This window comes from Novosphingobium rhizosphaerae (genome assembly GCF_050920675.1).
Classification (GTDB): Bacteria; Pseudomonadota; Alphaproteobacteria; order Sphingomonadales; family Sphingomonadaceae; genus Novosphingobium; species Novosphingobium rhizosphaerae.
This window is the reverse complement of the sequence record NZ_CP137861.1, coordinates 820,159-845,679: the sequence shown is the minus strand read 5'-3', so window position 1 is coordinate 845,679 and position 25,521 is coordinate 820,159. Positions and strand designations below refer to the sequence as shown.

General features: G+C 67.8%; 21 protein-coding genes. 12 read left to right on the top strand and 9 right to left on the bottom strand.

Annotated features, from left to right (window positions below; all coding sequences use genetic code 11):
• Positions 1-123: 123 nt before the first annotated feature.
• Together xth and erpA are read right to left on the bottom strand one after the other, a co-directional pair.
• Entirely contained in the window at positions 124-897 is a 774-nt protein-coding gene (gene xth, locus R9J51_RS03885) for an exodeoxyribonuclease III (protein WP_179506650.1), read from the bottom strand.
• Positions 898-908: 11 nt separating this feature from the next.
• A complete protein-coding gene (gene erpA / locus R9J51_RS03880) occupies positions 909-1,256 on the bottom strand; it encodes an iron-sulfur cluster insertion protein ErpA (protein ID WP_168555796.1) in 348 nt (115 codons plus the stop codon).
• 95 nt (positions 1,257-1,351) lie between these two features.
• Between erpA and R9J51_RS03875 the strand changes: the two genes are divergently transcribed.
• From R9J51_RS03875 to R9J51_RS03855, 5 genes are all read left to right on the top strand, one after another.
• A complete protein-coding gene (locus R9J51_RS03875; protein ID WP_432787823.1) occupies positions 1,352-2,098 on the top strand; it encodes an alpha/beta fold hydrolase in 747 nt (248 codons plus the stop codon).
• A gap of 7 nt (positions 2,099-2,105) precedes the next feature.
• Entirely contained in the window at positions 2,106-3,005 is a 900-nt protein-coding gene (locus tag R9J51_RS03870; RefSeq protein ID WP_168555794.1) for a tetratricopeptide repeat protein, read from the top strand.
• Positions 3,002-3,997: an LLM class flavin-dependent oxidoreductase gene (locus tag R9J51_RS03865; protein ID WP_179505916.1), complete on the top strand. Its 996-nt coding sequence runs from the start codon at positions 3,002-3,004 to the stop codon at positions 3,995-3,997. The genes R9J51_RS03870 and R9J51_RS03865 overlap by 4 nt, the downstream gene beginning before the upstream one ends.
• A 192-nt stretch (positions 3,998-4,189) precedes the next feature.
• The gene (locus R9J51_RS03860) at positions 4,190-8,944 is read left to right on the top strand and encodes an NAD-glutamate dehydrogenase domain-containing protein (RefSeq protein ID WP_169475657.1); all 4,755 of its coding nucleotides are present in this window, start codon (positions 4,190-4,192) and stop codon (positions 8,942-8,944) included.
• 140 nt (positions 8,945-9,084) lie between these two features.
• The gene (locus R9J51_RS03855) at positions 9,085-10,326 is read left to right on the top strand and encodes an FAD-dependent oxidoreductase (protein WP_179505915.1); all 1,242 of its coding nucleotides are present in this window, start codon (positions 9,085-9,087) and stop codon (positions 10,324-10,326) included.
• A 13-nt stretch (positions 10,327-10,339) separates the two neighbouring features.
• Here the strand turns inward: R9J51_RS03855 and R9J51_RS03850 are convergent, their stop codons facing one another.
• Positions 10,340-11,848, bottom strand: coding sequence for a YifB family Mg chelatase-like AAA ATPase (locus R9J51_RS03850; RefSeq protein WP_168555790.1), 1,509 nt, complete (start codon positions 11,846-11,848; stop codon positions 10,340-10,342).
• Between the two features lie 186 nt (positions 11,849-12,034).
• Positions 12,035-14,866 carry a DNA polymerase I gene (polA, locus tag R9J51_RS03845; protein WP_179505914.1) on the bottom strand — a complete coding sequence of 944 codons (2,832 nt, stop codon included), beginning with the start codon at positions 14,864-14,866 and terminating at the stop codon, positions 12,035-12,037.
• 362 nt (positions 14,867-15,228) lie between these two features.
• Between polA and R9J51_RS03840 the strand changes: the two genes are divergently transcribed.
• Positions 15,229-15,426 carry a hypothetical protein gene (locus R9J51_RS03840; protein ID WP_022677666.1) on the top strand — a complete coding sequence of 66 codons (198 nt, stop codon included), beginning with the start codon at positions 15,229-15,231 and terminating at the stop codon, positions 15,424-15,426.
• Positions 15,427-15,700: 274 nt separating this feature from the next.
• Here R9J51_RS03840 and R9J51_RS03835 read toward each other — a convergent pair whose 3' ends face one another.
• Positions 15,701-16,690, bottom strand: coding sequence for a serine hydrolase (locus R9J51_RS03835; RefSeq protein WP_168555788.1), 990 nt, complete (start codon positions 16,688-16,690; stop codon positions 15,701-15,703).
• A gap of 179 nt (positions 16,691-16,869) precedes the next feature.
• Positions 16,870-18,375, bottom strand: a complete 1,506-nt coding sequence (locus R9J51_RS03830) for a replicative DNA helicase (protein WP_168555787.1) — start codon at positions 18,373-18,375, stop codon at positions 16,870-16,872.
• A 173-nt stretch (positions 18,376-18,548) separates the two neighbouring features.
• Between R9J51_RS03830 and R9J51_RS03825 the strand changes: the two genes are divergently transcribed.
• The 5 genes from R9J51_RS03825 to R9J51_RS03805 all read left to right on the top strand — a co-directional run bounded on the left by R9J51_RS03825 (position 18,549) and on the right by R9J51_RS03805 (position 21,580).
• The gene (locus R9J51_RS03825; RefSeq protein WP_179505913.1) at positions 18,549-19,031 is read left to right on the top strand and encodes a UPF0262 family protein; all 483 of its coding nucleotides are present in this window, start codon (positions 18,549-18,551) and stop codon (positions 19,029-19,031) included.
• A 153-nt stretch (positions 19,032-19,184) separates the two neighbouring features.
• The gene (locus R9J51_RS03820) at positions 19,185-19,880 is read left to right on the top strand and encodes a glycoside hydrolase family 25 protein (protein WP_168555785.1); all 696 of its coding nucleotides are present in this window, start codon (positions 19,185-19,187) and stop codon (positions 19,878-19,880) included.
• A gap of 14 nt (positions 19,881-19,894) precedes the next feature.
• Positions 19,895-20,326 (top strand): cytidine deaminase, encoded by a 432-nt coding sequence (locus tag R9J51_RS03815; RefSeq protein ID WP_179505912.1) that lies wholly within the window; start codon positions 19,895-19,897, stop codon positions 20,324-20,326.
• A 32-nt stretch (positions 20,327-20,358) separates the two neighbouring features.
• Entirely contained in the window at positions 20,359-20,913 is a 555-nt protein-coding gene (gene dcd / locus R9J51_RS03810) for a dCTP deaminase (RefSeq protein ID WP_168555783.1), read from the top strand.
• A 106-nt stretch (positions 20,914-21,019) separates the two neighbouring features.
• Positions 21,020-21,580, top strand: coding sequence for a DoxX family protein (locus R9J51_RS03805; protein WP_169475663.1), 561 nt, complete (start codon positions 21,020-21,022; stop codon positions 21,578-21,580).
• Positions 21,581-21,625: 45 nt separating this feature from the next.
• On the opposite strand, the gene R9J51_RS03800 is transcribed toward R9J51_RS03805, so the two are convergent.
• Positions 21,626-22,117 (bottom strand): hypothetical protein, encoded by a 492-nt coding sequence (locus R9J51_RS03800; protein ID WP_432787821.1) that lies wholly within the window; start codon positions 22,115-22,117, stop codon positions 21,626-21,628.
• Positions 22,118-22,237: 120 nt separating this feature from the next.
• On the opposite strand from R9J51_RS03800, the gene R9J51_RS03795 reads away from it, so the two are divergent.
• The gene (locus R9J51_RS03795; RefSeq protein ID WP_179505911.1) at positions 22,238-23,236 is read left to right on the top strand and encodes an adenosine kinase; all 999 of its coding nucleotides are present in this window, start codon (positions 22,238-22,240) and stop codon (positions 23,234-23,236) included.
• A 20-nt stretch (positions 23,237-23,256) separates the two neighbouring features.
• Here R9J51_RS03795 and R9J51_RS03790 read toward each other — a convergent pair whose 3' ends face one another.
• On the bottom strand, positions 23,257-24,018 hold the full coding sequence (locus R9J51_RS03790) for a LytR/AlgR family response regulator transcription factor (protein ID WP_179505910.1): 762 nt from the start codon (positions 24,016-24,018) through the stop codon (positions 23,257-23,259).
• 8 nt (positions 24,019-24,026) lie between these two features.
• Entirely contained in the window at positions 24,027-25,508 is a 1,482-nt protein-coding gene (locus tag R9J51_RS03785) for a sensor histidine kinase (RefSeq protein ID WP_432787819.1), read from the bottom strand.
• Between the last annotated feature and the right edge of the window lie 13 nt (positions 25,509-25,521).

The window sequence follows — 25,521 nt, the reverse complement described above, 5'->3', positions numbered from 1 at the left end:
ATCCGGTTATAATCAGTTGCAAAACGCTACTTAGCACGAAAGCGTAGCGCGCCCTAGTCCCAGACCCTCTCTCACACCCGCTTCCATCGGCGAGCTGTGCATATTGTTCGACGAACGACAAATTCAGGCGCGCAGCGTCACCCAGACCGGCGCATGGTCGCTGGCCTTTTCCCGCCCACGATGGGCCTTGTCCACGCCCGCGCCGGCCAGTCGGTCCGCCAGTTCGGGGGACAGCAGCGCGTGATCGATGCGAAAGCCGTGGTCACGCTGCCAGGCGCCGGCCTGGTAATCCCAGAACGTCCACAGCCCGCCCTGCGGATGGTGCAGGCCGATGGCGTCGGTCCAGCCGGCGGCGAGCAGGCGGTTATAGGCATCGCGCGATTCGGGCTGCATCAGGGCATCGCTGGCCATCGCGCGCGTGTCCCAGATATCGTTGTCGCGCGGGATCACGTTGTAATCCCCCAGGATCGCCGCGGGCACTTCCTCGGCCCAGATCTGGTCCATGCGGGCGTGCAGCCGGTCCATCCAGCGCAGCTTGTAATCGAACTTGGGCCCAGGCTGCGGATTGCCGTTGGGCAGGTAGATGCACACCACGCGCAGGCCGAAGACATCGGCTTCGAGATAGCGGGAATGCTCGTCCTCGGGCTCTCCGGCCAGGCCGCGTTGCACTTCGACCGGCTTTTCACCATCGGCGAGGATGGCCACGCCGTTGAACCCCTTCTGCCCGTGCCAGATGGCGTGATAGCCGATCTTCTCGAACTCTTCGGCGGGGAAGCCTTCGTCCTGCGTCTTGATTTCCTGCAGGCAGGCCACGCTGGGCCGGGTTTCGGCCAGCCATTCCAGCAGGCGCGGCAGGCGCGCCTTGATGCCGTTGATATTGAAGCTGGCCAGCTTCAGCGGTGCACCGCTCACACCGAGAAACTCGCGCCGCAGCCACAGCCCGATGCCGCGTTGGGATTGGTCACGCGGAACGCCGCGCCGCCCAGCGATTCGACGTAATCGACCGTCGCGCCACCGACCAGGTCGAGGCTGACGGTATCGACCACCAGTTGCACGCCGTCGGTTTCGACCACCACGTCGTCTTCCTCCACGCCCTCGGCCAGGCCGAAGCGATACTGGAAGCCGGAACAGCCGCCCCCCTCCACCGCCAGCCGCAGGATCGCAGGCCTTGCCTGCTTGGCAGCGATCGTGGCCACGCGCGCGGCGGCCGAGGGGGCCAGGGTGATGGGTGACGGGATGATCGGGGGCTGGCTCATGTCATGGCAGATAGGCGCGCCGCCCCTGCCGCTCAAGGGCCAGCGAAAAGATCAGGCGTGGACACTGCCCGCCCGAAGCCGGTAGCACGGCGGCCATGACCACGCCGATGCCTCCCAGCTTTCACCCCGGCCCGCACGGATTGCGCCTGGCCACCCGCTTCGTGCCCGGGACCGGGCCAGCTCTGGTGTTCCTGCCAGGCTATATGTCGGACATGGCCGGCGGCAAGGCGCAGGCGGTGCTCGATTGGGCCGTGGCGCAGGGGCGCCCGTGCCTGCTGCTCGATTATTCCGGCTGCGGCCTTTCGGAAGGGGACTTTGCCCAAGGCACGCTGGGCCGCTGGCGCGACGAGGTGGTGGCGCTGGTCGCCGCGCATGGCCTGGATCGCGTGGTGCTGATCGGGTCGAGCATGGGCGGCTGGCTGATGCTGCTGGTGGCCCGCGCACTGGGCGACAAGGCGCAGGCGCTGGTGGGCCTGGCCGCTGCGCCCGATTTCACCAGCTGGGGCTACTCGGCCGCGCAGCAGGCGGCGCTGGCAGCGGGCGAAACGATATTCGAAGACAATCCCTATGGCCCCGAACCGACGCCCACCCACGCGGCGTTCTGGGCCGATGGGCAGGCACAATTGCAATTGAACGATACCGTTCCATTCGATGGCCCCGTGCGGCTGATCCACGGGCAGGCCGATCCCGATGTGCCGTGGGACATCTCGATCAGGCTGGCCGCCGCGCTGTGTTCAGCCGATGTGCAGGTGCACCTGATCAAGGACGGCGACCATCGCCTGTCGCGCCCGCAGGACATTGCCGTGCTGCTGGCCACGCTGAACAGCCTTTTGACCGAATAGAGCCCCCATGCTGCTGGCCGCTGCCCTTCTCGCTTCGTCGCTTTCTCCCGTCTGGCACCAGATCGGGCCCAATCCCCGGCCGATGGAATTCGGCGCGCTGCCCACCCCCGGCCGGCGCAAGGCGGCACAGGCAGACGATGGCCCGCCGCCCGAAAAGCACGATCGGCTGGCCGATTGCCTGACCGTGGGGCGCAGCAACCCCGACCTGGCGATCAGCCTGGCGCGGCATTGGCTCGATGAAGTGAAGCTGGCGTCAGAGCGGGTGCGCGCCAACCAGTGCCTGGGCATGATGCTGAGCCAGCAAGGCGATTTCGAAGGCGCGCAGGCGGCCTTTGGCGAGGCGGTGGGCCTCATCCCCGAAGCGCAGGCGGTGGGCGCGGTGCCGCTGATGGCCATGGCCGGCAATGCCGCGCTGGCCGCCGGCAAGCCGCAGGACGCATTGACCTGGCTGAATCGCGCGCTGGTGGTGCGCGGCTTTGCCGACAACCTGGCGCTTTCGGCGATCCAGAACGACCGCGCCCGCGCGCTGGTGGCGCTGAACCGCAATGCCGATGCCGCCACCGCCCTTGCCAGATCGCACGAGCTGGCGCCGCAGAACGCCGAAGGCTGGTTGCTGTCCGCCACCCTGCACCGCCGGGACAAGGACCTGGTGGCCGCCCAACACGATATCGAGGAAGCCGCCCGCCTGGCCCCACGCGATCCTGCCGTGGGCGTGGAAGCCGGGGTGATCGCCATGCTGGGCAATCGCGAGGATGCGGCACGGCAATCTTGGCAATCGGTGGTGGCCATGGCCCCGGCGAGCGACGAAGCGCGCGTGGCGCGCGGATACCTTGAACAGATCGGCGCGGCCCCCACATCCATTCCTGCTCCCCCCGATCCGGGCCAGGATAAGGAAATCACGCGATGAAACTGTCCGTTCTCGATCTGGTGCCGGTGATCGAGGGCGGCACCCTGCCCCAGGCCATGGCCGATGCCGCACTGCTGGCCAAGGCTGCCGAAGAGGCCGGCTACAACCGTTATTGGGTGGCAGAGCACCATGGCATGCCCGGCATCGCCGGCGCGGCGGTTTCGGTCGTGCTTGCCCATGTGGGGCACCACACCCGGACCATTCGCCTTGGCGCGGGCGGGATCATGCTGCCCAACCACAACCCGCTGGTGATTGCCGAACAGTTCGGCGCACTCGACGCGCTCTATCCCGGCCGGATCGACCTGGGCCTGGGCCGTGCGCCGGGCGCGGACCAGCGCATCGTGCGCGCCCTGCGCAAGGACGTGAACCGCGCGGCCGAGGATTTCCCGGCCGACGTGGTGGAATTGCAGGCGCAATTTGCCGGCGACCCGCGCCTGCCGCTGGCCGCCACGCCCGGCCACGGCGCCAACGTGGACCTGTGGATCCTGGGCTCCAGCCTGTTCGGCGCGCAACTGGCCGCGATGCTGGGCCTGCCCTATGCCTTCGCCAGCCATTTCGCGCCCGATCACCTCGATGGCGCGCTGAAACTCTATCGCGAGCGGTTCCAGCCTTCGGCCACGCTCGACCAGCCCTATGTGATGGCCGCGATCAATGTGCTGTGCGCCCCCAGCGACGAGGAAGCGCAGTTCCTGGCGAGCAGCCAGGACCAATCGTTCGTGCGCCTGCGCAGCGGCGATCCGGGGCGCCTGCCACCGCCGATCGAAGGCTATCGCGAAACGCTGGCCGCGCCGCAGCGGGCCACGCTCGATCATTTCCGCCAGGTCAGCGCGATCGGCAGCCCGGCCACCGTGCGCGCGGGGCTCGAAGCGTTCCAGCATCGCACCGGCGCGGACGAACTGATCGTGGCCGGCGCGACTTTCGATCCGGCCTTGCGCCGGCGCTCGCTCGCGCTCACCATGGATTCGTTGGTGCCCTTAGGCGCAAACACGTAAGCGGCTGATGAGGCCGATGGTGATGGTTTCGTGCCATCACCACGTGTCCACCCCCGCGCGGCGGTTTGCAATTCAGGTTTCATTCGTTACCACCATACCCAACGCTGAAGACATCGGCGACAACGGCACCAACGATAACGACACGGCGGGCATGATAACCCGACCCGCCCGGGAATGCAGGAAGCGAACGCCATGGCGACCACGATTGATCCCAACGCCCCAGTTGCGCCTGATGCGGCCGGAGCCCCAGGCGGGGGCGCCGATGCCGAGCATCTGCCCAATGCCGAGAATCTGGTTGCCGCGCTTGCCGCGCGCCTGGCCGGCGCCCTGCTGCCCGGCGATGAGGTGGATTTCACCGCCGAGCGGCTGACCGAAGCGGCGCGTTTCACTTTGGCGACCGCGGCGTTGCGCAAGGGGCCCGATGCCGCCGTGGCCATCGAATCGATGGGCGGCCAGCGCGCGCTGCGCATTGCGGTGATCAACGACGACATGCCGTTCCTGGTGGATTCGATCGCCTCCACCATCACTGCGCAAGGGCTGACCATCGAAAAGCTGCTGCACCCGGTGCTGGCGGTGCGGCGCGATCCGCTGGGCGCGCTGGTCGATCTGCCGGCCGGCGAGGCGATCGGCGAACTGCGCGAATCGATGATCTACCTTGAAACCGAACGCGCCGATGCCAAGGCGCGCCGGGAACTGGCCGCTGCGCTGGCCGCCACGCTGGCCGATGTGCACGCCGCCGTGGCCGATTGGCCGCAGATGCAGGGCCTGATGCAGCATGATGCGCGCGCCCTGCCCGACCTGGAAGGCGCCGCGCTGCTGCGCTGGCTGGCCGATGGCATGCTGACGCAGCTGGGCCACGTCACCCGCCACCGCGATGGCACGGTGACCGAGGCGCTGGGCATCTGCCGCGCCACCGACGTGCCGCTGCTCTCGGATGCCTCGTTCGAGCGCGCCTTTGCCTGGTTCGACAAGGCCGGCACGCGCGGCGAGGAAGCGGTGCGCATTCCGCTGATCGTCAAGGCCAACCGCATTGCCAACGTGCACCGCCGCGTGCCGCTGGACCTGTTCCTGGTGCCGGTGGTGGAAGGCGGACGGATCACCGCGCTGTCGGTCCATGCCGGGGTGTGGACGAGTTCGGCCCTGGCGGCGACGCCCGATCGCGTGCCGCGCATGCGCAGCCAGCTCGATACCCTGATGAACAAGCTGGGCTTCGACCCGGCAGGCCACGCCGGCAAGGCGCTGGTCCATGCCTTGACCGCGCTGCCGCACGACTTGCTGATCGGCTTTTCCGATGCCGACCTGGAACGCATCGCCACGACGATGATGGGCCTGGTCGACCGGCCGCGCCCCCGCCTGGCACTGGTGCGCGCCGCGTTGGAACGGCACCTCTATGCCTTTGTCTGGCAGCCGCGCGACAGCCAATCGACCGAAGTGCGCGAACAGGTTGCGCGCATGCTGGAACAGGCCACCGGCGGCCAGGTCATCGACTGGGCCTTGCAGGTGGAAGGCAGCACCCTGGCGCTGACCCGCTTTGCCATCGACATGCGCGGCGAGGAAGACACCCTAGCCGATGGCGGCGAAGGCGTGGACGAAGCGGCACTGGACGAAGCGTTCCAGACCCTGGTGCGCGGCTGGGATGCGGCGGTGGAAGCCGAGCTGGCCAAGACCGAGGAACAGAGCCGCGCCGCGGCCATCGCCACCCGCTATGCCCCCGCCTTTCCGGTGGGCTATCGCGCCAACTATGGCGCAGCCGAAGCGGCCGGCGACATTCGCGTGCTGCGCGCGCTGACCGCCGATGATGCCCCACGCCGCGCGGTGCGGCTGCACCGGCTGAGCGGCGAATCGGCGCTGCGCCTCAAGCTGTACCAGCGCGAAGGCGCGATCGTGCTGTCCGACGCGGTGCCGGTGCTGGAAAACTTCGGCTTCCGCGCGCTGGAAGAAGTGCCCACCGCACTCGACCATGGCAAGCTGGGCTTCATCCACGATTTCCTGGTGGCGCATCCGGCCGATACCACGCCCGAGGCACTGCTGGCGCGATCGACGGCGATCGAGAGCTCGCTGGCCGCCGTGCTCAACGGCGCGGCAGAGGATGATGCGTTCAATCGCCTGATCGTGGCCGTGGGGCTGACCGCGACCGAGGCCAACTGGCTGCGCGCCTGGTATCGCTATCTGCGCCAGGCGGGCATGACGTTTGGCATTGGCACCGTGGTCGATGCGCTGAAGAACGCGGCGGACGTGACGCGCGGCCTGATCGGCCTGTTCCGTGCGCGCCACGATCCCGCCTTCGTGGGAGAGCGCGGGCGTGCCGCCGAAGCGGCCGCCGAACAGATCCGCGCCGGCCTGGCGCAAGTGGCAGCGATCAACGACGACCGCCTGCTGCGCGGTTTCCGCGCCCTGGTCGAAGCGATCCTGCGCACCAATGCCTTTGCCCCGGCTGCGGCCGAGGCCCTGGCTTTCAAGATCGATTCTTCGCTGGTGCCCGGCCTACCCAAGCCGGTTCCGTGGCGCGAGATCTTCGTCTATTCGCCGCGTGTGGAAGGCATCCACTTGCGCGCCGGGCCGGTGGCGCGCGGCGGCCTGCGCTGGTCTGACCGGCGCGACGATTTCCGCACCGAGATCCTGGGCCTGATGAAGGCGCAGCGCGTGAAGAACGCGGTGATCGTGCCGACCGGAGCCAAGGGCGGGTTCTATCCCAAGCAATTGCCCGACCCGGTGCGGGAGCGCGAGGCCTGGCTGGCGGAAGGCAAGGGCAGCTACCAGGCGTTCATCCGCACGCTGCTGTCGATCACCGACAACATCGTCGATGGCGCGGTGGTGCATCCGCAGGACGTGGTGATCCGCGACGGCGAGGATCCCTATTTCGTGGTCGCCGCCGACAAGGGCACGGCCACCTTCTCCGACGTGGCCAATGCCATTGCGGCGGAGCGCGATTTCTGGCTGGACGACGCTTTCGCCAGCGGCGGTTCAAAGGGCTATGACCACAAGGCCATGGGCATCACCGCCAAGGGCGCATGGCTTTCGGTACAACGCCACTTCCTGGAACTGGGCGTGGACGTGCAGGCCGATCCGGTGCGCGTGGTGGGCGTGGGCGACATGTCGGGCGACGTGTTCGGCAATGGCATGCTGCTGTCCAAGGCGCTCAAGATCGTGGCGGCGTTCGACCATCGCCACGTGTTCCTTGATCCCGAGCCCGATCCGGCGAAGAGCTGGGAAGAGCGCGCGCGCCTGTTCGCGCTGCCGCGATCGAGCTGGGACGATTACGACAAGAGCCTGATTTCCGAAGGGGGCGGGGTTTTCCCCCGCAGCCTGAAAGCCATTCCCTTGAGCCCGCAAGTGCAGGCGGTGCTGGGCGTGGCCATGGACGAACTCGATCCCGACACGCTCATCGCCCTCATCCTGCAGGCGCCGGTGGACCTGTTGTGGTTCGGCGGCATCGGCACGTATGTGAAGGCGTCGAGCGAGGCCAACGTCAACGTGGGCGATCCGGCCAACGACGCGTTCCGCGTTTCGGCCAACGAAGTGCGTGCCCGCGTGATCGGCGAAGGCGCGAACCTGGGCATGACCCAGGCCGCCCGCATCGAATATGCCCTGCACGGTGGGCGGGTGAACACCGACTTCATCGACAATTCGGCCGGCGTCGATTGTTCGGACAACGAAGTGAACATCAAGATCGCGCTGGCCAATGCCAAGCGCGCCGGGCGGTTGGACGAAGATGGCCGCGTGGCGTTGCTGTCCAGCATGACCGACGCGGTGGCGCACCTGGTGCTGGAGGACAACCGGCTGCAGGCGCTGGGCCTGTCGATCGCCGAACGCGGCGGGGTGCAGGCCGTGCCGGCGCTGACCCGGCTGATCGACGTGCTGGAGGAAAGCGGCGACCTCGATCGCAAGACCGAAGGGCTGGCCCCGTCCGACGACTATGCCCGCCGCGCTGCCGCCGGCGCCGGGCTGACCCGGCCCGAACTAGCCGTGCTGGTATCCTCCACCAAGCTGGTGTTGCAACGCGCGCTGGAAGACAGCCCGGTGGTGGACGATCCGGTGCTGGAAGAGGAACTGCTGGCCGCGTTCCCCGAAGCGATGCGCGAGACGTTCGAGACCGACATCGTGCACCATCGCCTGCGCCGCGAGATCATCGCGACCAAGCTGGCCAACCGCATCGTCAACCGCCTGGGCCCGGTTCATCCCTTCGAACTGGCCGAGGAAGAGGGCATGAGCCTGGCGCAAGTGGCGGCGGCCTTTGTCGCGGCCGAACGCCTGCTGGGCCTGGCGGAAACCTGGGCGCTGCTCGACACCGCGCCGATGGCCGAGGCCTTGCGGCTTTCGCTGTTCGAACGCACCGCGCGCGGCCTGCGCGGCCATATCGCCGACGTGCTGCGTTCGTGCCATGGCACGCTCAAGCCCGATGCCCTGATCGAAGATCTGTGCGGCGGGGTGGGCCGGCTTTCCCACACCACGGCCGAATTGCTGCGCGGCGAAGCCCAGGCCCAGGCCCGGCGCCTGGCGCAGGAACTGGCCGACGCAGGCACTCCGGCCGATGTGGTGGAACGGGTGGTGCACCTGTTCGACCTGGATGGCGCGATCGGCCTGGCGCACCTGGCCGACGAGCTGGACGTGGATGCGGTGGTGCTGACCGGCGCCTTTGCCGACCTGGGCGCCCAGCTGGGCATCGACTGGGCGCAGCAGACCGCAGCGCGGATGAATCCGTCGGACCCATGGGAGCGGCTGCTGGTGGCGGGCCTGGCCCGCGATTTCCAGCAGATGCGCATGGAATTCCTGCGGCGCATGGGCGGCAGCAATCCCGATGCCACGGCCTATGCCTGGCTCAACGCCAAGGCCGATCCGGTGCGCCAGTTGCGCAGCCTGATCGCCCGCGCCCAGGCCACCGCGGCCGTGACCCCGGCCATGCTGGCGCAGATCGCCAGCCAGGCGCGCAGCCTGCTGCTGCGCTGAGCGGCCCTTGTGCCGGCATTGGCAACGCACCCGATGGGCGCTTTGCAAATGCCGGCTTGAGCAAAAATTATGGCGCGTGCGCGCTTGACGCGCCGCGCCGTTTGCCCACAAGCCTCCTCCCCGCGTGAGAGGAGGACTTCATGGGTGCATTCGAAGCGGGCTTTGCGGATGTGGTGATCGTTGGCGCAGGCCACGGTGGCGCACAGGCCGCCATTGCCTTGCGGCAGAACGGCTTTGCCGGATCGATCCTGGTGATCGGTCGCGAGCCGGAATTGCCCTATGAACGCCCGCCGCTGTCCAAGGAATACCTCGCCCGCGACAAGACATTCGACCGCATCACCATTCGCCCCGCGGCCTTCTGGGCCGACAAGCAGGTGGAAATGGCCCTGGGCCATGAAGTGGTGGCAGTCGATCCCGATGCGCGCAGCCTGCGCACGGCCGATGGTGCCACGGTCAGCTATGGCGACCTGATCTGGGCGACCGGCGGCGACGCGCGGCGCCTGTCTTGCGCCGGGCACGACCTGATCGGCGTGCACGGCGTGCGCACGCGCGCCGACGCCGACCGCCTGATGGCCGAGTTGGACGCCGGGGCCAAGCGCGCCGTGGTGATCGGCGGCGGCTATATCGGATTGGAAGCAGCCGCCGTGCTGACCAAGCTGGGCTGCCATGTCACGCTGCTCGAAGCCCTGCCGCGCGTGCTGGCGCGCGTGGCTGGCGAAGCGCTGTCCACCTTCTATCAGGACGAGCACCGCGCCCATGGCGTGGACTTGCGCACGCAAGTGACGGTCGATTGCCTGGAAGGCGATGGCACCAAGGTAACCGGCGTGCGCCTGGCCGATGGCAGCGTGTTGCCGGCCGACCTGGTGATCGTGGGCATCGGCATCATCCCCCAGGTAGGGCCGCTGCTGGCCGCGGGCGCGGGCGGCGGCAACGGGGTGGACGTGGACGAATTCTGCCGCACGTCCTTGCCGCATGTCTATGCGATCGGCGATTGCGCCGCCCATGCCAACGATTTTGCCGATGGCGCGGTGATCCGCCTGGAATCGGTGCAGAACGCCAACGACCAGGCGACCGCCGCGGCCAAGGCGATCTGCGGCGCGCCCGTGCCTTACAAGGCGACGCCCTGGTTCTGGTCCAACCAGTATGACCTGCGCCTGCAGACCGTGGGCCTTTCGACCGGGCACGACCTGGCCGTGCTGCGCGGCGATCCGGGCACGCGCAGCTTTTCGGTGGTCTATCTGAAGCAGGGCAAGGTGATCGCGCTCGATTGCGTGAACATGGTCAAGGACTATGTCCAGGGCAAGAAACTGGTGGAAGCGCGCGCCCCGATCGCGCCCGAACGGCTGGCCGATGCCAGTGTGCCGCTCAAGGAACTGCTCTGAGTTCGCCGGCCGCTCAGGCGCGGGGGGCCTGACGCCTGTAGCTCAACGCCTCGGCGACGTGCACGCGGCCCACGCTGTCTGCGCCGGATAGATCGGCGATGGTGCGTGCCACGCGCAGGATGCGGGTATAGCCGCGTGCCGAAAGGCGCATGGCTTCGGCTGCCTTGAACAGCAATTGCCGCCCCGGCTCGTCGGGCGTGGCAAAGCGTTCGAGCAGGTCGCCGTCCAGCTCGGCATTGTTGCGCCGGTTGCTGCCTTCCAGCCGCGCCGTCTGCCGCGCCCGGGCGGCCGCCACGCGCGCGGCCACTTGGTCCGATCCTTCGGCCGGCGGGGGCAGGGCCAGATCGGCAGCCGAGACCGGATCGACTTCGACATGGAGATCGATGCGGTCGAGCAGCGGGCCCGAAACCTTGGACTGGTAATCGGCGGCGCACTTGGGCGCGCGGCTGCAGCCGAGCGCGGGATCGCCCAGGTGGCCGCAGCGGCATGGGTTCATCGCCGCAACCAGCTGCACCCGCGCCGGGAAAGTGACATGGGCATTGGCGCGGGCCACGGTCACTTCGCCGGTTTCCAGCGGCTGACGCAGCGAATCGAGCACGACGCGCTGGAATTCGGGCAGTTCGTCGAGGAACAACACGCCCAGGTGCGCCAGGCTCACTTCGCCCGGCCGCACGCGCAGGCCACCGCCGGTCAGCGCCGCCATCGAGGCGGAATGGTGGGGGCTGCGAAACGGCCGCGCGCGGCTGATCCGCCCTTCCTCCAGCGTGCCCGCCACCGAGGCGACGAGTGAGGTTTCCAGCGCCTCGCCCGGCGTCAGTTCGGGCAGGATGCCGGGCAGGCACGAGGCCATCAGCGACTTGCCCGCGCCGGGCGGCCCCACCAGCAAGAGATTGTGCCCGCCGGCCGCGGCAATCTCCAGCGCGCGCTTGGCGGTTTCCTGGCCTTTCACCTGCTTCAGGTCTGCCAGCCGCACCGGCGGGATGGCCTGGCCCACTTCGGGCGGGGCCAGGCGCTGCGTGCCTTTGAGGTGGTTGAGCAGCGAGATCAGATCTGGCGCAGCGATCACGTCGATGCCGCTGGCCCAGCGCGCCTCGCTGCCTTGCGCGGCCGGGCACACCAGGCCCTTTTCCGCCCCGCTGGCGTGCAGCGCAGCCAGCAGCACGCCGGGGCTGGGAATGATCCGCCCATCCAGCGCCAGCTCGCCCACGGCCACGTAATCGGCAATCGTTTCGCGATCGACCACGCCCATCGCCGCCAGCAGGGCCAGCGCAATCGGCAGATCGTAGTGCGAGCCTTCCTTGGGCAGGTCGGCCGGGGAAAGATTGATGGTGATGCGCTTGGGCGGCAGGCTCAGCCCCAGGGCAGCCAGGGCGGAATGCACGCGTTCGCGGCTTTCGCCCACGGCCTTGTCGGGCAGGCCGACCACGCGGAACGAAGGCAGGCCGGGCGCCACCTGGCACTGCACTTCCACCGCGCGGGCTTCCAGCCCCAAGTAAGCCACCGTCGATACCAGCGAAACCATGGCGCGAGGGTTGCCGCCCAGGGCGCTGCGTCACAAGGGGGCGGCAGGGGGTGCTGCCATATCGGTGGAGATTGTTGGGGTGGGTATATGCCCTCCCCCCAACCCCCTCCCGCAAGCGGGAGGGGGAGATCGGCTCGCTCCCCTCCCGCCTGCGGGAGGGGTTGGGGGGAGGGAATGTTACCTGCCTTAGTGCGCCGCGCCCCAACTGTGGCCGGTGCCGATCTCCACGCCCAGCGGCACGGTGAGCTGAACCGAGGGCGCGGCGGCATTGGCCATCACGGCGCGGATCACGTCGCTCGCCGCCGCCACGTCTTCCTCGGGCAGTTCGAACACCAGTTCGTCGTGCACCTGCAGCAGCATCTTCACGCGGGGCAGGCCGGCGGCTTCCAATGCGGGTAGCATGCGGGCCATGGCGCGCTTGATGATGTCGGCGCTGGTGCCCTGGATCGGGGCGTTGATCGCGGCGCGCTCGCTGCCCTGGCGTTCGGCCTGGGTGCCCGAATTGATGCGCGGGAACCAGGTCTTGCGGCCGAACAGCGTTTGCGAATAGCCCTTGGCCCGCACGCTCTCGAGCGTTTCGTGGATGTAGCGCTGGATGCCGGGGAACCGCTCGAAATAGCGGTCGATCATCGCCTGGGCTTCATCCGCGCTGGTGGCAAGGCGCGTGGCCAGGCCCCAGCGGCTGATGCCATAGAGGATGGCGAAGTTGATCGTCTTGGCGCGGCCGCGCGTGTCGCGGTTGACCTCGCCGAACAGCTCGCGCGCGGTGCGGGCGTGGATGTCCTCGCCCTGCTCGAACGCGTCGCGCAAGGGCGCCACGTCGGCAATGTGGGCGGCCAGGCGCAGTTCGATCTGCGAATAGTCGGCACTGAGCAGCACATGCCCCGGCGCGGCCACGAAAGCCTCGCGAATCTCGCGGCCGATCTCGGTGCGGATCGGGATGTTCTGCAAGTTGGGATCGTTGGACGATAGCCGCCCGGTCTGCGCCCCCACCAGGCTGTAGCTGGTGTGCACGCGGCCGGTTTCGGGGTTGATCGCGGCCTGCAGGGCATCGGTATAAGTGCTCTTGAGCTTGGACAGCTGGCGCCATTCCAGCACCAGCGTGGCCACTTCGGCGCCCTGCCCGGCGAGCGTTTCGAGCACCGACTGATCGGTGGAATATTGCCCGCTCTTGCCCTTCTTGCCGCCCTTGTAGCCCAGCTTGTCGAACAGCACCTCGCCCAGTTGCTTGGGACTGCCGATGGTGAAGGAAACGCCGGCCTTTTCGTGGATCACGCCTTCGAGCCGCGCAATTTCGGCGGCAAAGCGGGTGGAGAGGTTGGCCAGCTGCTCGCGGTCCACGCGGATGCCGTGGCGCTCCATCTGGGCCACCACCGGCACCAGCGGGCGATCGACGCGCTGGTAGATCCGCGTGCCGCCCTCGTCCGCCAGGCGCGGGGCAAACAGCTGGTGCAGGCGCCAGGTCACGTCGGCATCCTCGGCGGCATAGCGCGTGGCATCGGCCAGCGGCACTTCGGCAAAGGAAATCTGCTTCTTGCCGCTGCCGCACACGTCCTTGAACAGCATCGTGGTGTGCTGCAGGTGGCGGCTGGCGAGTTCGTCCATCCCGTGGCCGGCCAGGCCGGTTTCGCTGCGCCCCGCGTCGAGGCAGAAGCTCATCACCATGGTATCGTCGATCGGCGCCACGGCGATGCCGTGGCGGGCCAGCACGGTCAGGTCGTACTTGATGTTCTGCCCCACCTTGAGCACCGCATCGCTTTCCAGCAGCGGCTTGAGCGCAGCCAGCGCCTCGGCGCGGGGGATCTGCACCGGCACTTCGCTGAACATGTCGGTGCCGCGATGGCCCAGCGGGATATAGCAGGCCTGGTTGGGGCCCACCGCCAGGCTTACGCCGACCAGATCGGCGCGCATCGAATCGAGCGCCGAGGTTTCGGTGTCGATCGCCACGGTCCGCGCGGCAAAGGCGCGGGTGATCCAGTCCTGCAGTTCGGAGAGGGACTGGATGCAAGGATAGGCATCGCGGTCGATCGCCGGCCAGGCGGGCAGCGGCTGGCGCGTCGATTCGGCCGTGACCGGCGCCGGGCTGCCCGAATCACCTTCGACCAGCGGGGTCGCCGCCGCGAGCGCGGGGCTGCCCAGCTTGCGCAGCAGGCTGGTGAAGCCATGGGTGGACAGGAACGCAGCCAAAGGTTCGGGCGGAATCGGCCCCAGGGCAAAGTCTTCCAGCGGCACGGGCAGCGCGCAATCTTCTTTCAGCGCCACCAACTGGCGCGAAAGCCGCGCCATCTCGGCCTGCTCGATCAGGCTGTCGCGCAGCTTACCCGCCTTCATCGCCGGCGCGGCAGCCAGCGCGCCCTCCAACCCGCCGTGTTCCACGATGAGCTTGGTCGCGGTCTTGGGGCCGATGCCGCGAATGCCCGGCACATTGTCTACCGCATCGCCCATCAGCGCGAGCACATCGCCCACCAGTTCGGGCGGCACGCCAAACTTTTCCACAACCTCGGGAATGCCGATGCGCTGGTTCTTCATCGTGTCGAGCATGTCGACGCAGCCGGTGCCGCCCTGGGCGCATTTGCCCACCAGCTGCATCAAGTCCTTGTCGGAAGACACGATCGTAACGTCCCAGCCCTGTGCCGTGGCGGCGCGGGCATAGCTGGCGATCAGATCGTCGGCCTCGAGGCCGTCTTCCTCGATGCAGGCCAGGCTGAACGCGCGCGTGGCATCGCGGATCAGCGGGAACTGCGGCTTGAGGTCTTCGGGCGGCGGCGGGCGATTGGCCTTGTACTGATCATAGAGGGCATTGCGGAACGTGATCGAGCCCTTGTCGAGAATCACCGCCAGATGCGTGGGGCCATCGGCCTTGTGCAGGTCTTCGGCAAGGCGCCACAGCATCGTGGTATAGCCATAGACCGCGCCCACCGGGGTACCCTGCGGGTTCGTGAGCGGCGGCAGGCGGTGATAGGCGCGGAAGATATAGGCCGAGCCATCGACGAGATAGAGGTGATTGCGGGAATCCATGGAAAGCGTCCTAGCGCTTCGTCCGGCATTTGGAAAATGGCCGTTTGGAAAATGGGCCGCAGGGGATTTTCGCCGCGCTGCCCACGGACAAGCGCAAGTGCGCGATTTTGTGTGCATATGCGCAATAGCCCTGATGGGCATTTAACGCTTTGTCGCTGCAAAAGGGCATTTGGGCGCAGCAGCGCTCGCGCAAAAAACCCTTGCCGCTAAGGGCGATAGCGACGGCCCGTCGCAATGCTGTCGTCTTGTGCTTGCAAGCCGATGAATTGCCGATTAATTGGGACGTCGAAGTCTACCGTGGGAGTAGGCTTTGCGGCGGGCTTTGCCCGGCGCGGTTCACTTCAATCCAGGGATTGTAACGCATGCGCAAGCTCATCCTCGCCGCCGTCGCCGGCACCGCCTTCGCCCTCGCCGGCTGCTCGGAAAAGCCGGCTGACACTGCCACTGAAGCTGCCAGCGAAGCTGCTGACGCTTCGGCCGACGCTTCGGCTGCTGCTGCTGACGCCAGCGCTTCGGCTTCGGAAGCCGCCGCTGACGCGAGCGCTGCCGCGAAGATGTAATCCCAGCCCGCAAGGGCAGGTTACAGATAGAAAAGGGCGTAGCCTTCACGGCTGCGCCCTTTTTCGCATGTGCAGCGCGAATCGCCGGTCCCGGCCAGTGTGCGGCGCAGCGATGTTGCAGCACAACGCAAATGGCCCCCTCTTCTTCAGAGGAGGGGGTTGGGGATGGTGACGGGCCTTGCGCCAGGGGGCCGCGACAAGCGCGGCCCGAACGGCTCTTGTTCTGGATTATCAACGGCTCCGTTCGCCCTGAGCCTGTCGAAGGGCCCGCGCGTTACCGCCGCCGCGAAACTTCGCCGGTCAGGTTCGGCCCGTCGGACGGAGTGAGGAAGCCTTCATAGAGCGTGGCGGCGATGCGGGAGATCATGCCGGCCTGGGCGGTGTGGTTTTCCGGCCCGGCCACGAAGATCGCCATGGCCAAGTGCCGGCCATCGGGCATGCGCACGATGCCCACGTCGTCGGTCACGCCGGCCAGCGTACCGGTCTTGTGGGCCAGCAGCACGCCTTCGGGCAAGCCGGCCCGAATGCGGTTCTTGCCGGTGCTGGTGCGAGTCATGGTGTCGAGCAGCACGGCGCGGGCCTGGGGGCTGAGCGCGCCGCCCCGGTCGATCGCGGAAAGCAGCGCGATCATGGCGCGCGGCGTGCTCGACGTGCCGGTGTCGATCGCGCGGGCCGGGTTGATTCGCCCGTCGTCGCGCACCAGCGTGGCCATGGTATGGTCCAGGTGCTGGCCCGAAATGCCGGTCTGCACCAGGAAGCGGTTGACCGCACCGATCCCGCCAACCGCAGCAATCAGCCCGTCAGTGGCGTGGTTGTCGCTGCGCGTGATCATCCGTTCCAGCAGAGTCTGCGCGGTATAGACCGGGCCGGGGCGCACCATCGCCACCAGATTGCGGCGGCCGGCCGGCTCGGGCACCGGCATCATCATCGGCAATTGCTGGTCCAGCCGGAAGCGGCCTTGCTCCACCATCTGCAGAAACGTGGCGGCGACGGCCACCTTGGCGGTGCTGGCCATGGGGAAGGGCATGTCGCCATTGATCAGCACTTGCCCGCCACCATCCAGGTCCATCGCGGCAACACCCACGCGGCCCCGCGCAGCAGCGGCAATGGCGGCAACCCGTTGCTGGATGGCCAGATCGCGTGCGCTTTGCACGGCGGCCGGCGGCCGGCTCTGCACGGCCGGGCTGGTGGCGGCCAAGGCCGGAAAGGCCGCCAGAACGGCAGCCAGGATGCGCAGTTTACGCTTGGATTGAAACCCGACCATTATGAGGGATTACCCCGACCCATCTTATTATTTCGTTGCGCCAGGATAAGCCATTGTGACTCCGGCGCAAAGGCAGGTGGTTCCCCGATTCGCTGCCACCCGGCGCACAGACGCTGCAATTCGTCGCAAGTGTAAAATGCGGCGGCGTTTCTAACCGAGTGTGCCGGCTTGCGCCTGGGTCAATCGTCCATGTCGTGCATCATCTGATCGGGCGCCAGATCGCTGAATCGCGTGATCCGCGCTTCGAAGCGCAGGCGCACTTTCCCGGTGGAGCCGTGGCGCTGCTTGGCCACGATCAGTTCGGCCAGGCCGAACACGCGCTCCATTTCCGCGGCCCAGGCGGCGTGGGCTTCGTGGGTCTTGGCGTCGTCGCTTTCCACCGGGCGCTTGGGCTCGCGCGAGGCGACGTAATAGTCTTCGCGGAACACGAACCAGACCATGTCGGCGTCCTGCTCGATCGAGCCCGATTCGCGCAAGTCCGAGAGCATCGGCCGCTTGTCGTCGCGCTGTTCCACCGCGCGCGACAGCTGCGACAGCGCGATCACCGGAACCGAGAGTTCCTTGGCCAGGGTCTTGAGGCCGCGCGAGATTTCCGAGATTTCGTTGACGCGGTTGTCGGACCGGCCCGAGCCCGAGAGCAGCTGGAGATAGTCGACCACGATCAGGCCGATATCGTGCCGCCGCTTCAACCGGCGGGCGCGGGTGCGCAGCGCGCCGATCGACAGGCCGGGCGTATCATCGATGTACAGCGGCAGTTCGGCCAGGCGCTGGCTGGCGAACGACAGCTGCTGGAAATCCTCGCGGCTGATGCGGCCCATGCGCAGCGATTCGGAACTGATGCCCGATTGTTCGGCCAGGATACGCGTGGCCAGCTGGTCCGCGCTCATTTCCAGGCTGAAGAACGCCACGGCGGCGCCCACCGAATCCTTGACCGGGATGCCGCGCGCCATGTCGTCGCGCAGCCGGTCGGCGGCGTTGAACGCGATGTTGGTGACGAGCGAGGTCTTGCCCATGCCCGGACGCCCGGCCAGGATGATCAAGTCGGAATCGTGTAGGCCGCCGATCTTTTCGTTGACCGAGGTAAGGCCGGTGGTCTTGCCCGAGATATGGCCGCCCGATAGCAGCGCCTTCTCGATCATTTCCAGGCTGGCGCGGGTGGCCTGGCCGAACGTCTGTGCCTCGTTGCCGGTCTGCGCGCCTTCGGCCACGGAAAACAGCGCGGCTTCGGCCTGTTCCACCTGTTTGAGCGGCTCCACCGTCTCGCTGGTGTCCATCGCGCCTTCGACCAGGTTGCGCCCCACGCTGATCAACTCGCGCAGCAGGGCCAGGTCATAGATCTGCTGGGCCAGTTCGCGCGGCGCCAACAGGCCCTGTCCATCGCCGGTCAACCGCGCGAGATAGGCGGTGCCGCCCAGCTCTTTCAGCTCCTCGTCGCTTTCGAAATAGGGCTTGAGCGTGACGGGCGTGACGATCGCCTTGCGGTCGATCAGCGCCAGGATGCGTTCGAACACGCGGCCATGCACGGGGGCAAAGAAATGATCGGGCCGCAAGGGCACGGTCATTTCCTCCAGGATGCGGTTGTCGATCAGAACGGCGCCGAGAAAGGCAGCCTCTGCCTCGACATTGGCGGGAAGCGCACGGACCTCGCTGGCCGGACGCGCGAGAATGGCTTCGCTGGCGGACATGACATCAAAATGAACCAAGCCCCGGGGTGTGGCAAGGCGCCGATGCGGCTCGCCCGTCCAGCCGTTTTCCACAGCCTGTGGACGGATTGCCCCGTCCTGACCCAAAGGTAGGAGGCCACAAGGCGGCAAGGCGCTTGCTGCGCGCCTTCGCATGTTGCAACTATCGCCTCCTTATGGCGGACCCGCGCATCTCGCATATCGAGCTGGACGAAGCGACGATCGTCTGGCGCAACGCCGATGTGGAGCAGGAACGCCGCGTCGCGATCTTCGACCTGATCGAGGAAAACACGTTTCGTCCGCTGCGCGCCTGCGCCGCCGGCCATGAAGGACCCTATCGCCTGCGCCTGTCGGTGCACGATGGGCGCCTGACCCTCGACATCGCCGATGAAGGCGGCGCGCTGCTGGAAAGCGTGGTGCTGGGCCTGGGGCGGTTCCGCCGCCCGATCCGCGAATATTTCGCCATCTGCGACAGCTATTACCAGGCGATTCGCCGCGCCACCGCGCAAGAGATCGAGACGATCGACATGGCCCGGCGCGGCGTGCACAACGAAGCGGCAGAGCTGCTGCTGGAGCGCCTGGACGGCAAGGTGGAAACCGATTTCGCCACCGCGCGCCGCCTGTTCACGCTGATCTGCGTGCTGCACATCCGGGGATAGGGGCGGGAGCAAAAGCCCCCGCCGACGGCCTTCGGCCGCCACCTCCCCCCCGCAAGCGGAGGGCGGATCTGGGGTTTGCGCGCATTTTGACGTCATGTCCCCCATGCCCTATGGGCCGCGCTTGCACAGCAAGGCTTGGGGCGAATCTCTTTCATGGCAAAGCGCAGGAATACGGCGTGGCGGCGCGCGCTGGCGGCATTGCTGCTGGCGGCGCTGATCGGCGCGGGCCTGCTGTGGTGGCAATCGCGGGTGTGGCGGCCCGATCGCCAGCGCTTTGCGGTCCAGGGCGCCTGGGCCGATGTCCACGATGCCCCGCTCGACTGGCGCCTGCTCAAGGGCGATGGCGCCGATTTTGCCTATTTGACGGCCAGCGAGGGCCCGCAGCGCCGCGACGAAGCCTTTACCGACAGCCTGGACCAGGCACGCGCCGCCGGGCTGCAGGTGGGCGCGGTGCATGTCTATGACCTGTGCGCGCCAGGCGATGCCCAGGCCGCCAATTTCGTGACGATGGTGCCGCGCGACGATGCCCTGTTGCCGCCGGCGGTGGCGCTCGATATCGATTCGCGCTCTTGCCCCACCCCGCCAACCGAGGCGGCACTGCAAAGCGAGCTGACCACTTTCCTCAACCAGGTGGAAATGCACAGCGGCAAGCCGGCCATCCTGATGCTCTCGCGCGGGATCGAAAGCCGCTATCACCTGGCGGCGGTGATCGACCGCAACATCTGGGTGCGGCAGGACTATATCGAGCCCGGCTATGCCGGCCGCCCCTTCGTGATGTGGACCGCCACCGATCGCTACCACGGCAAGGCCGCGCCCGGCCCGCTGCGCTGGGTGGTGGTGCAACCTTGATGGATGTGAAGACGATGCCTGATGAAGCCACCCGCGCCGCGCTGATCGCCAAGGCGCGCGCCGCGCGCGACACCGCCTACGCCCCCTATTCGCGGTTCACCGTGGGCGCGGCGCTGCTGTTCGGCGATGGTAGCGTGGTGACCGGGTGCAACGTGGAAAACGCCAGCTATGGCCTTTCGCTATGCGCCGAAACCGTGGCTTGTGCCAACGCGGCCCATGCCGGCCAGCGCGGCGGGCTGATTGCCGTGGCGGTGGCCGGCGGGCCCGAAGGGGTGGACGGCGATCCGATCACGCCGTGCGGCCGCTGCCGCCAGGTGCTGCACGAACAGGCAGCACTGGGTGGCACCGATCCGCTGGTGCTGAGCGCCGGGGGTGATGGCGTGGTGGTTGAAGAACGGCTGTCATTCCTGCTACCGCGCGCGTTCGGCCCAGCATACCTGGGCTGATCTTTCCCAGCTGCACACGCAAAGGACCGGCCTTGTCCATTCTTTCCGACAAGTGGATTCGCAACAAGGCACTCACCGAAGGCATGATCGAGCCCTTCGTGGAAAACCAGCGCCGCGATGGCTGCATCAGCTATGGCCTCTCGTCCTATGGCTATGACGCGCGCGTGGCCGACGAGTTCAAGATTTTCACCAACGTGGATTCGGCGATCGTCGATCCCAAGGATTTCGCGAGCAATTCGTTCGTCGATCGGCAGACCGACGTGTGCGTGATCCCGCCCAACTCGTTCGCCCTGGCCCGCACGGTGGAATATTTCCGCGTGCCGCGCGACGTGCTGGTGATCTGCCTGGGCAAATCCACCTATGCCCGCTGCGGCATCATCGTGAACGTCACGCCGCTCGAACCGGGCTGGGAAGGCCACGTCACGCTGGAATTTTCCAACACCACGCCGCTGCCCGCGCGCATCTATGCCAACGAGGGCGCGTGCCAGTTCCTGTTCCTGCAAGGGAACGAACCGTGCGAGGTCAGCTATGCCGATCGCGCCGGCAAATACATGGGCCAGCGGGGGGTGACCCTGCCGCGTCTTTGAGGCGGCCATTCCGGGCAACACGGAACCTAACCGGCCTTGCCACCATTGTTGCCGCATATTCCTCGTCTGAGGACGGGGGCGGACAACGGTTTGGAAAGGTACGCCCATGAACACGATCGCGGCCCTGGCAGGGCGCATCCTGCTATCGCTTCTTTTCATCATCTCTGGCTTGGGAAAGCTGTTTGACCTGAGCAGCGCCCAGGTTGCCCTGGCCGGCGTTGGCCTGTCGCCCGATCTGGCGCTGCCGGCCGGCCTGTTCGAACTGGTCGGTGGCCTGGCGCTCGCGTTTGGCGTGGCCACGCGGCTTTTTGCAGTGCTGCTCGCCGGCTTCACGCTGCTCACCATCCTGTTCTTCCACCACAACCTGCTCGATCACACCCAGGTGGTCGAAGCGCTGAAGAACCTGGCGATTGCCGGGGGCCTGCTGGCGCTGTTTGCCCATCGCCAGGTGGCGTGGAGCTATGACGGCCTGCGCGCCCGCCGCGATCGCGAAAGCGTGGCACGCGACGCCGAAATGCGCGCCGCGCGCGCGGAAGGCCGGGCCGAAGCGCTTTCGGAAACCACGGTGGCAGGAACGCCCGTGACCCGCGTGGAAACGGTTACCGATGTCGATGGCAATCCCACCGGCACCGTGGCCGTCGCCCGCCGTCGCTGGTGGCAGATCTAAGCCGTTGACCGGTGCCGTCCTCCCCGGCGGCACCGGCCCGCCAAGCTAGGGCCGCTTGAGCGCAGCGATGCAGGCGGCCCGGTCCACCTCTCGCCCGTCGCCGCGCCGCGCATCGACATACGTCGCGGTGGGGCGACCCCCGCCTTGCGGCGGATAGAGGTAGACATCGAGAATGCAGGTCGCGCCGCTCCATTGCAGCTTGCGTGCATCTTCTTCCTTGATGTCCAGCCGCGGCGGGCCGAACTGCCGCACGAGCGCATCGCCGTCAGTGCCAATCACGCCTTGCAGGCCAGGCGCGACCTGGATCGTAGGCGCCGGGCGCGGCTGGGGTGCGGGCAGATGGGCCGGTGGCCGCTTGGGTGGTGGCAGCCGCGAAGGCGCCTTGGGGCCGCTGGGCACGGCGCCACTGCAGCCCGCCACCAGCGCTGCACCAAAGGCGGCAAGAGCCAGGCCACGCCAGCCTCCTTCGCATCGGGACGGGCGGGAAACGCCGAAACCGGATCGGGCAGGGGCGAGCATCGGGGCAGAGCGCAGCATGGCTGCGTTGATGGCGTGCCCGGCGTGGCGATGCAAGCGGCCGCAAGCGGCCTTGCGGCCGGCCGATGCTGCGGGTAGGCGGCAGGGTGACTGCTTCCCCATTTCGTTGCGAAAGAGACCATGGCCGAAACTGCTGCCGACCACCGTTTTGACGTCATCGCCATCGGCAATGCCATTGTCGACGTTATGGCCCCCGCCACCGACGACGAGATCGCCCGGCTGGGCCTGGCCAAGGGGGGCATGACGCTGGTGGATGCAGACCGCGCCGCCGCGCTCTATGCCGCGATGGGCCCTGCCCGCGAAATCTCGGGCGGATCGGCCGCCAACACGCTGGCCGGCCTGGCCGCGCTTGGCGCATCGTGCGCGTTCATCGGCCAGGTGGCCGACGACCAGTTCGGCCGCGTCTTTGCCCACGACATTCGCGCCGGCAAGATCGCCTTCGACACCGTCGCGCGGGCCGGCGATCCGCCGACGGCGCAGTGCCTGATCTTCGTGACGCCCGATGGCCAGCGCACGATGAACACGTTCTTGGGTGCCTCGCAGTTCCTGCCCGCCGCAGCGCTCGACGAAACGCTGATCGCGGCCGCCCGCGTGCTCTATCTCGAAGGCTATCTGTGGGACCCGGAAGAGCCGCGCGCCGCGATGCGCAAGGCGATTGCCGCCGCCCGCGCCGCCGGCACGCAAGTGGCCTTCACCCTGTCGGACGCATTCGTGATTTCGCGTCACGGTGACGATTTCCGCGCGCTGATCGCCGACGGGATGATCGACATCCTGTTCGCCAACGAACACGAACTCGCCGCCCTGACCGGCAAGGCCGATTTCCATGATGGCATGGCCGCGCTTTCCAACGTCCCCACCCTGGTGGTCACGCGTGGCGAACTGGGCGCCCATGCCCGCCATGGCACCGATGAAGCCCATGTCCCGGCCCAGCCGATCGCCAAGGTGGTAGACACGACCGGTGCGGGCGACTTGTTTGCTGCCGGTTTCCTTCACGGCCACGTGCGCGGCCTGTCGCTCAGCGAAAGCCTGACCCTGGGCGCGATCTGCGCGGCCGAGGTGATCTCGCACTATGGTGCGCGGCCCGAAGCCGATCTCAAGGCGCTGACCGGCCTGGCCTGAGCAATGCGGGGCGCTGCGTATCAGCGCCCCGCCATCGCCTTGGCCTTGGCCAGATAAGTGCGGCCGATGCGCTGCAACGTGCCATCGGCCAGTTCGGCCGACCACACGCCCAGGCCATCGTGGCGCAAGCCCTGGATGCGATCACGGCGGACGATGGTGGAGCGGTGCAGGCGGATGAAGCGCGCCGGGTCCAGCCGGTCTTCCAGCCGCTGGATGGTGTGCAGCATCAGGTAGCTGCGCTGGCCCACGTGCAGGCGCACATAGTCGCGCTCGGCATCGATGCGGTCGATATCGCCGGCGGCCACGCGCACCAGTTCGCTGCGGTGCGGCACCCAGAATTCCTCGATCCACTGCGACGGGCTGGCCGAGGGGGCCAGCGCGGGCGCGGACGCGGGAACCGGCGCCAGATCGGACGAAGCGGCGGCATGGCGGGCCACGGCACGCTCCACCGCCCGTTCGAGGCGATCCTGCGCCACCGGCTTGAGCACATAGTCCACCGCATCGCAATCGAACGCCTCGACCGCGAAATGATCATGCGCGGTGACGAAGATCACCATCGGCTTGGGGTTTTGCCGGCCCAGCGCGCGGGCCACGCCCAGGCCATCCAGTTCGGGCATCGTCATGTCGAGCAGCACGAGCTGCGGGCTGAGCGCCTCCACCAGCCGCAGCGCCGCCGCGCCATCGGCCGCCGTGCCCACGATCTGCAACGCGGGGATGCGCGCGCACAGGATCTGCATGCGTTCGATGGCCAGGGGTTCGTCGTCCACGATCAGGGTGCGCATCAAGGCCTCTAGAGATTGGAAATGATTGGCAAGGTCAACACCGTAGCATAGCCGCCGGCCGGCAGGGGCGCGCTTTCCACCCGCGCCTGCGCGCCAAAGCGGGCGGCCAGGCGGCTGCGCACGTTGGCCAGGCCGATGCCGGTGCCACCGGCGGGAATACCGGCCGGCTCGGCTCCATGCCCATCGAGACCAGGGCCATCATCCGCCACGGTCAGCACCAACAGGCCGCCCGACATGCGCGCGCGGATGCTGATGGTGACCGGGCGGGTGGTGGCCGAAACGGCATATTTGATCGAGTTTTCCACCAGTGGCTGGAGAATCATGCCCGGCACGCAGGCCTGTGCCACATCATCGGGCACATCGAATTCCACGCGCAGCCGTTCGGGAAAGCGCACGCCCTCGATCGCCAGGTAATGGCGTTGCAGCGCGATCTCGTCGGCCAGGGTGACATCGGCCGTGGGATCGGCGGCCAGGCTGTGGCGATAGAAGCTGGAAATGGTCTGGATCATCCGCTCGGCCTCTTCGGCGCGGCCCACCATGACCAGCGCCGAGAGCGAATTGAGCGTGTTGAACAGGAAGTGCGGGTTGACCTGGTAGCGCAAGCTGCGCAGCTCTGCCGCCTTGGCCGCGCGGCGATATTCGCCTTCGCGCCATTCGGCCGCGCGGCGCTGCTCGGCATTGCCCAGCGCCAGGTAAAGCGCCGCCCAGGCGATCAACAGGAAATAGCGGCCGAGCGCGATGTCGGTCAGTTCCTGCCAACCTTCGTCCTGGTTGATCTCCTTGGCGGTGTTGGCCGCATTGGCGGCTTCGCGGGTGACGATGTGGACGCCGGGCGCCGTGATCTCGGTCGTGCCGTCGGCATGATGGCGCACGCTGACCCTGTCGCCATCGGCGTTGGCATGCGGCGGTGCCGGTGCGGCCGGCTCTGCGGGCGCGGCGGGGACCTGGCCGGTGGCGCGCGGCTCTGCGGGCGCGGCGGGGACCTGGCCGGTGGCGGGCGGCTCTGGCGGCGCGGGCGGCATGGCGGGCGTGGAAGGCATGGGCGGCGCCACGTCGATCAGCATGTTGCCGCCGGTGTTGCGCTGGGCCACGTCGTTGCGCACGGCGGTCTGGTCCGCCTGCCCCGCTTGCGCCTGCGCTTCCTTGTCCCAGCGCGCTTCGAGCGGGGCGAAAGCCTGCTGGTTGATCACCGCCAGCAGCAGGGCGGCCGGCAGCATGATCACCAGCGCCAGGGCCACGCGCGCGCCCAGCCGGCAATGATCCCAGCGGCGCAGCACCGGCCAGACCAGCACGGTGACGGCAATCCCGGCAATGGTCACCAGCGCGCGGCGCCAGAGCAATTCGATCCACACCGAAAGGTCGGTTTCCGGCGGGCCAACCAGCGCCCAGCGGATCGACACCAGCACGAAATAGCACAGCCACAGCGCGGTGGCCGAGAGCACGACCTGGCGCGCCCCGACGTGACCGATGCCGGGCGGAGTGTCTTGCAATGTCGAAGTCGGA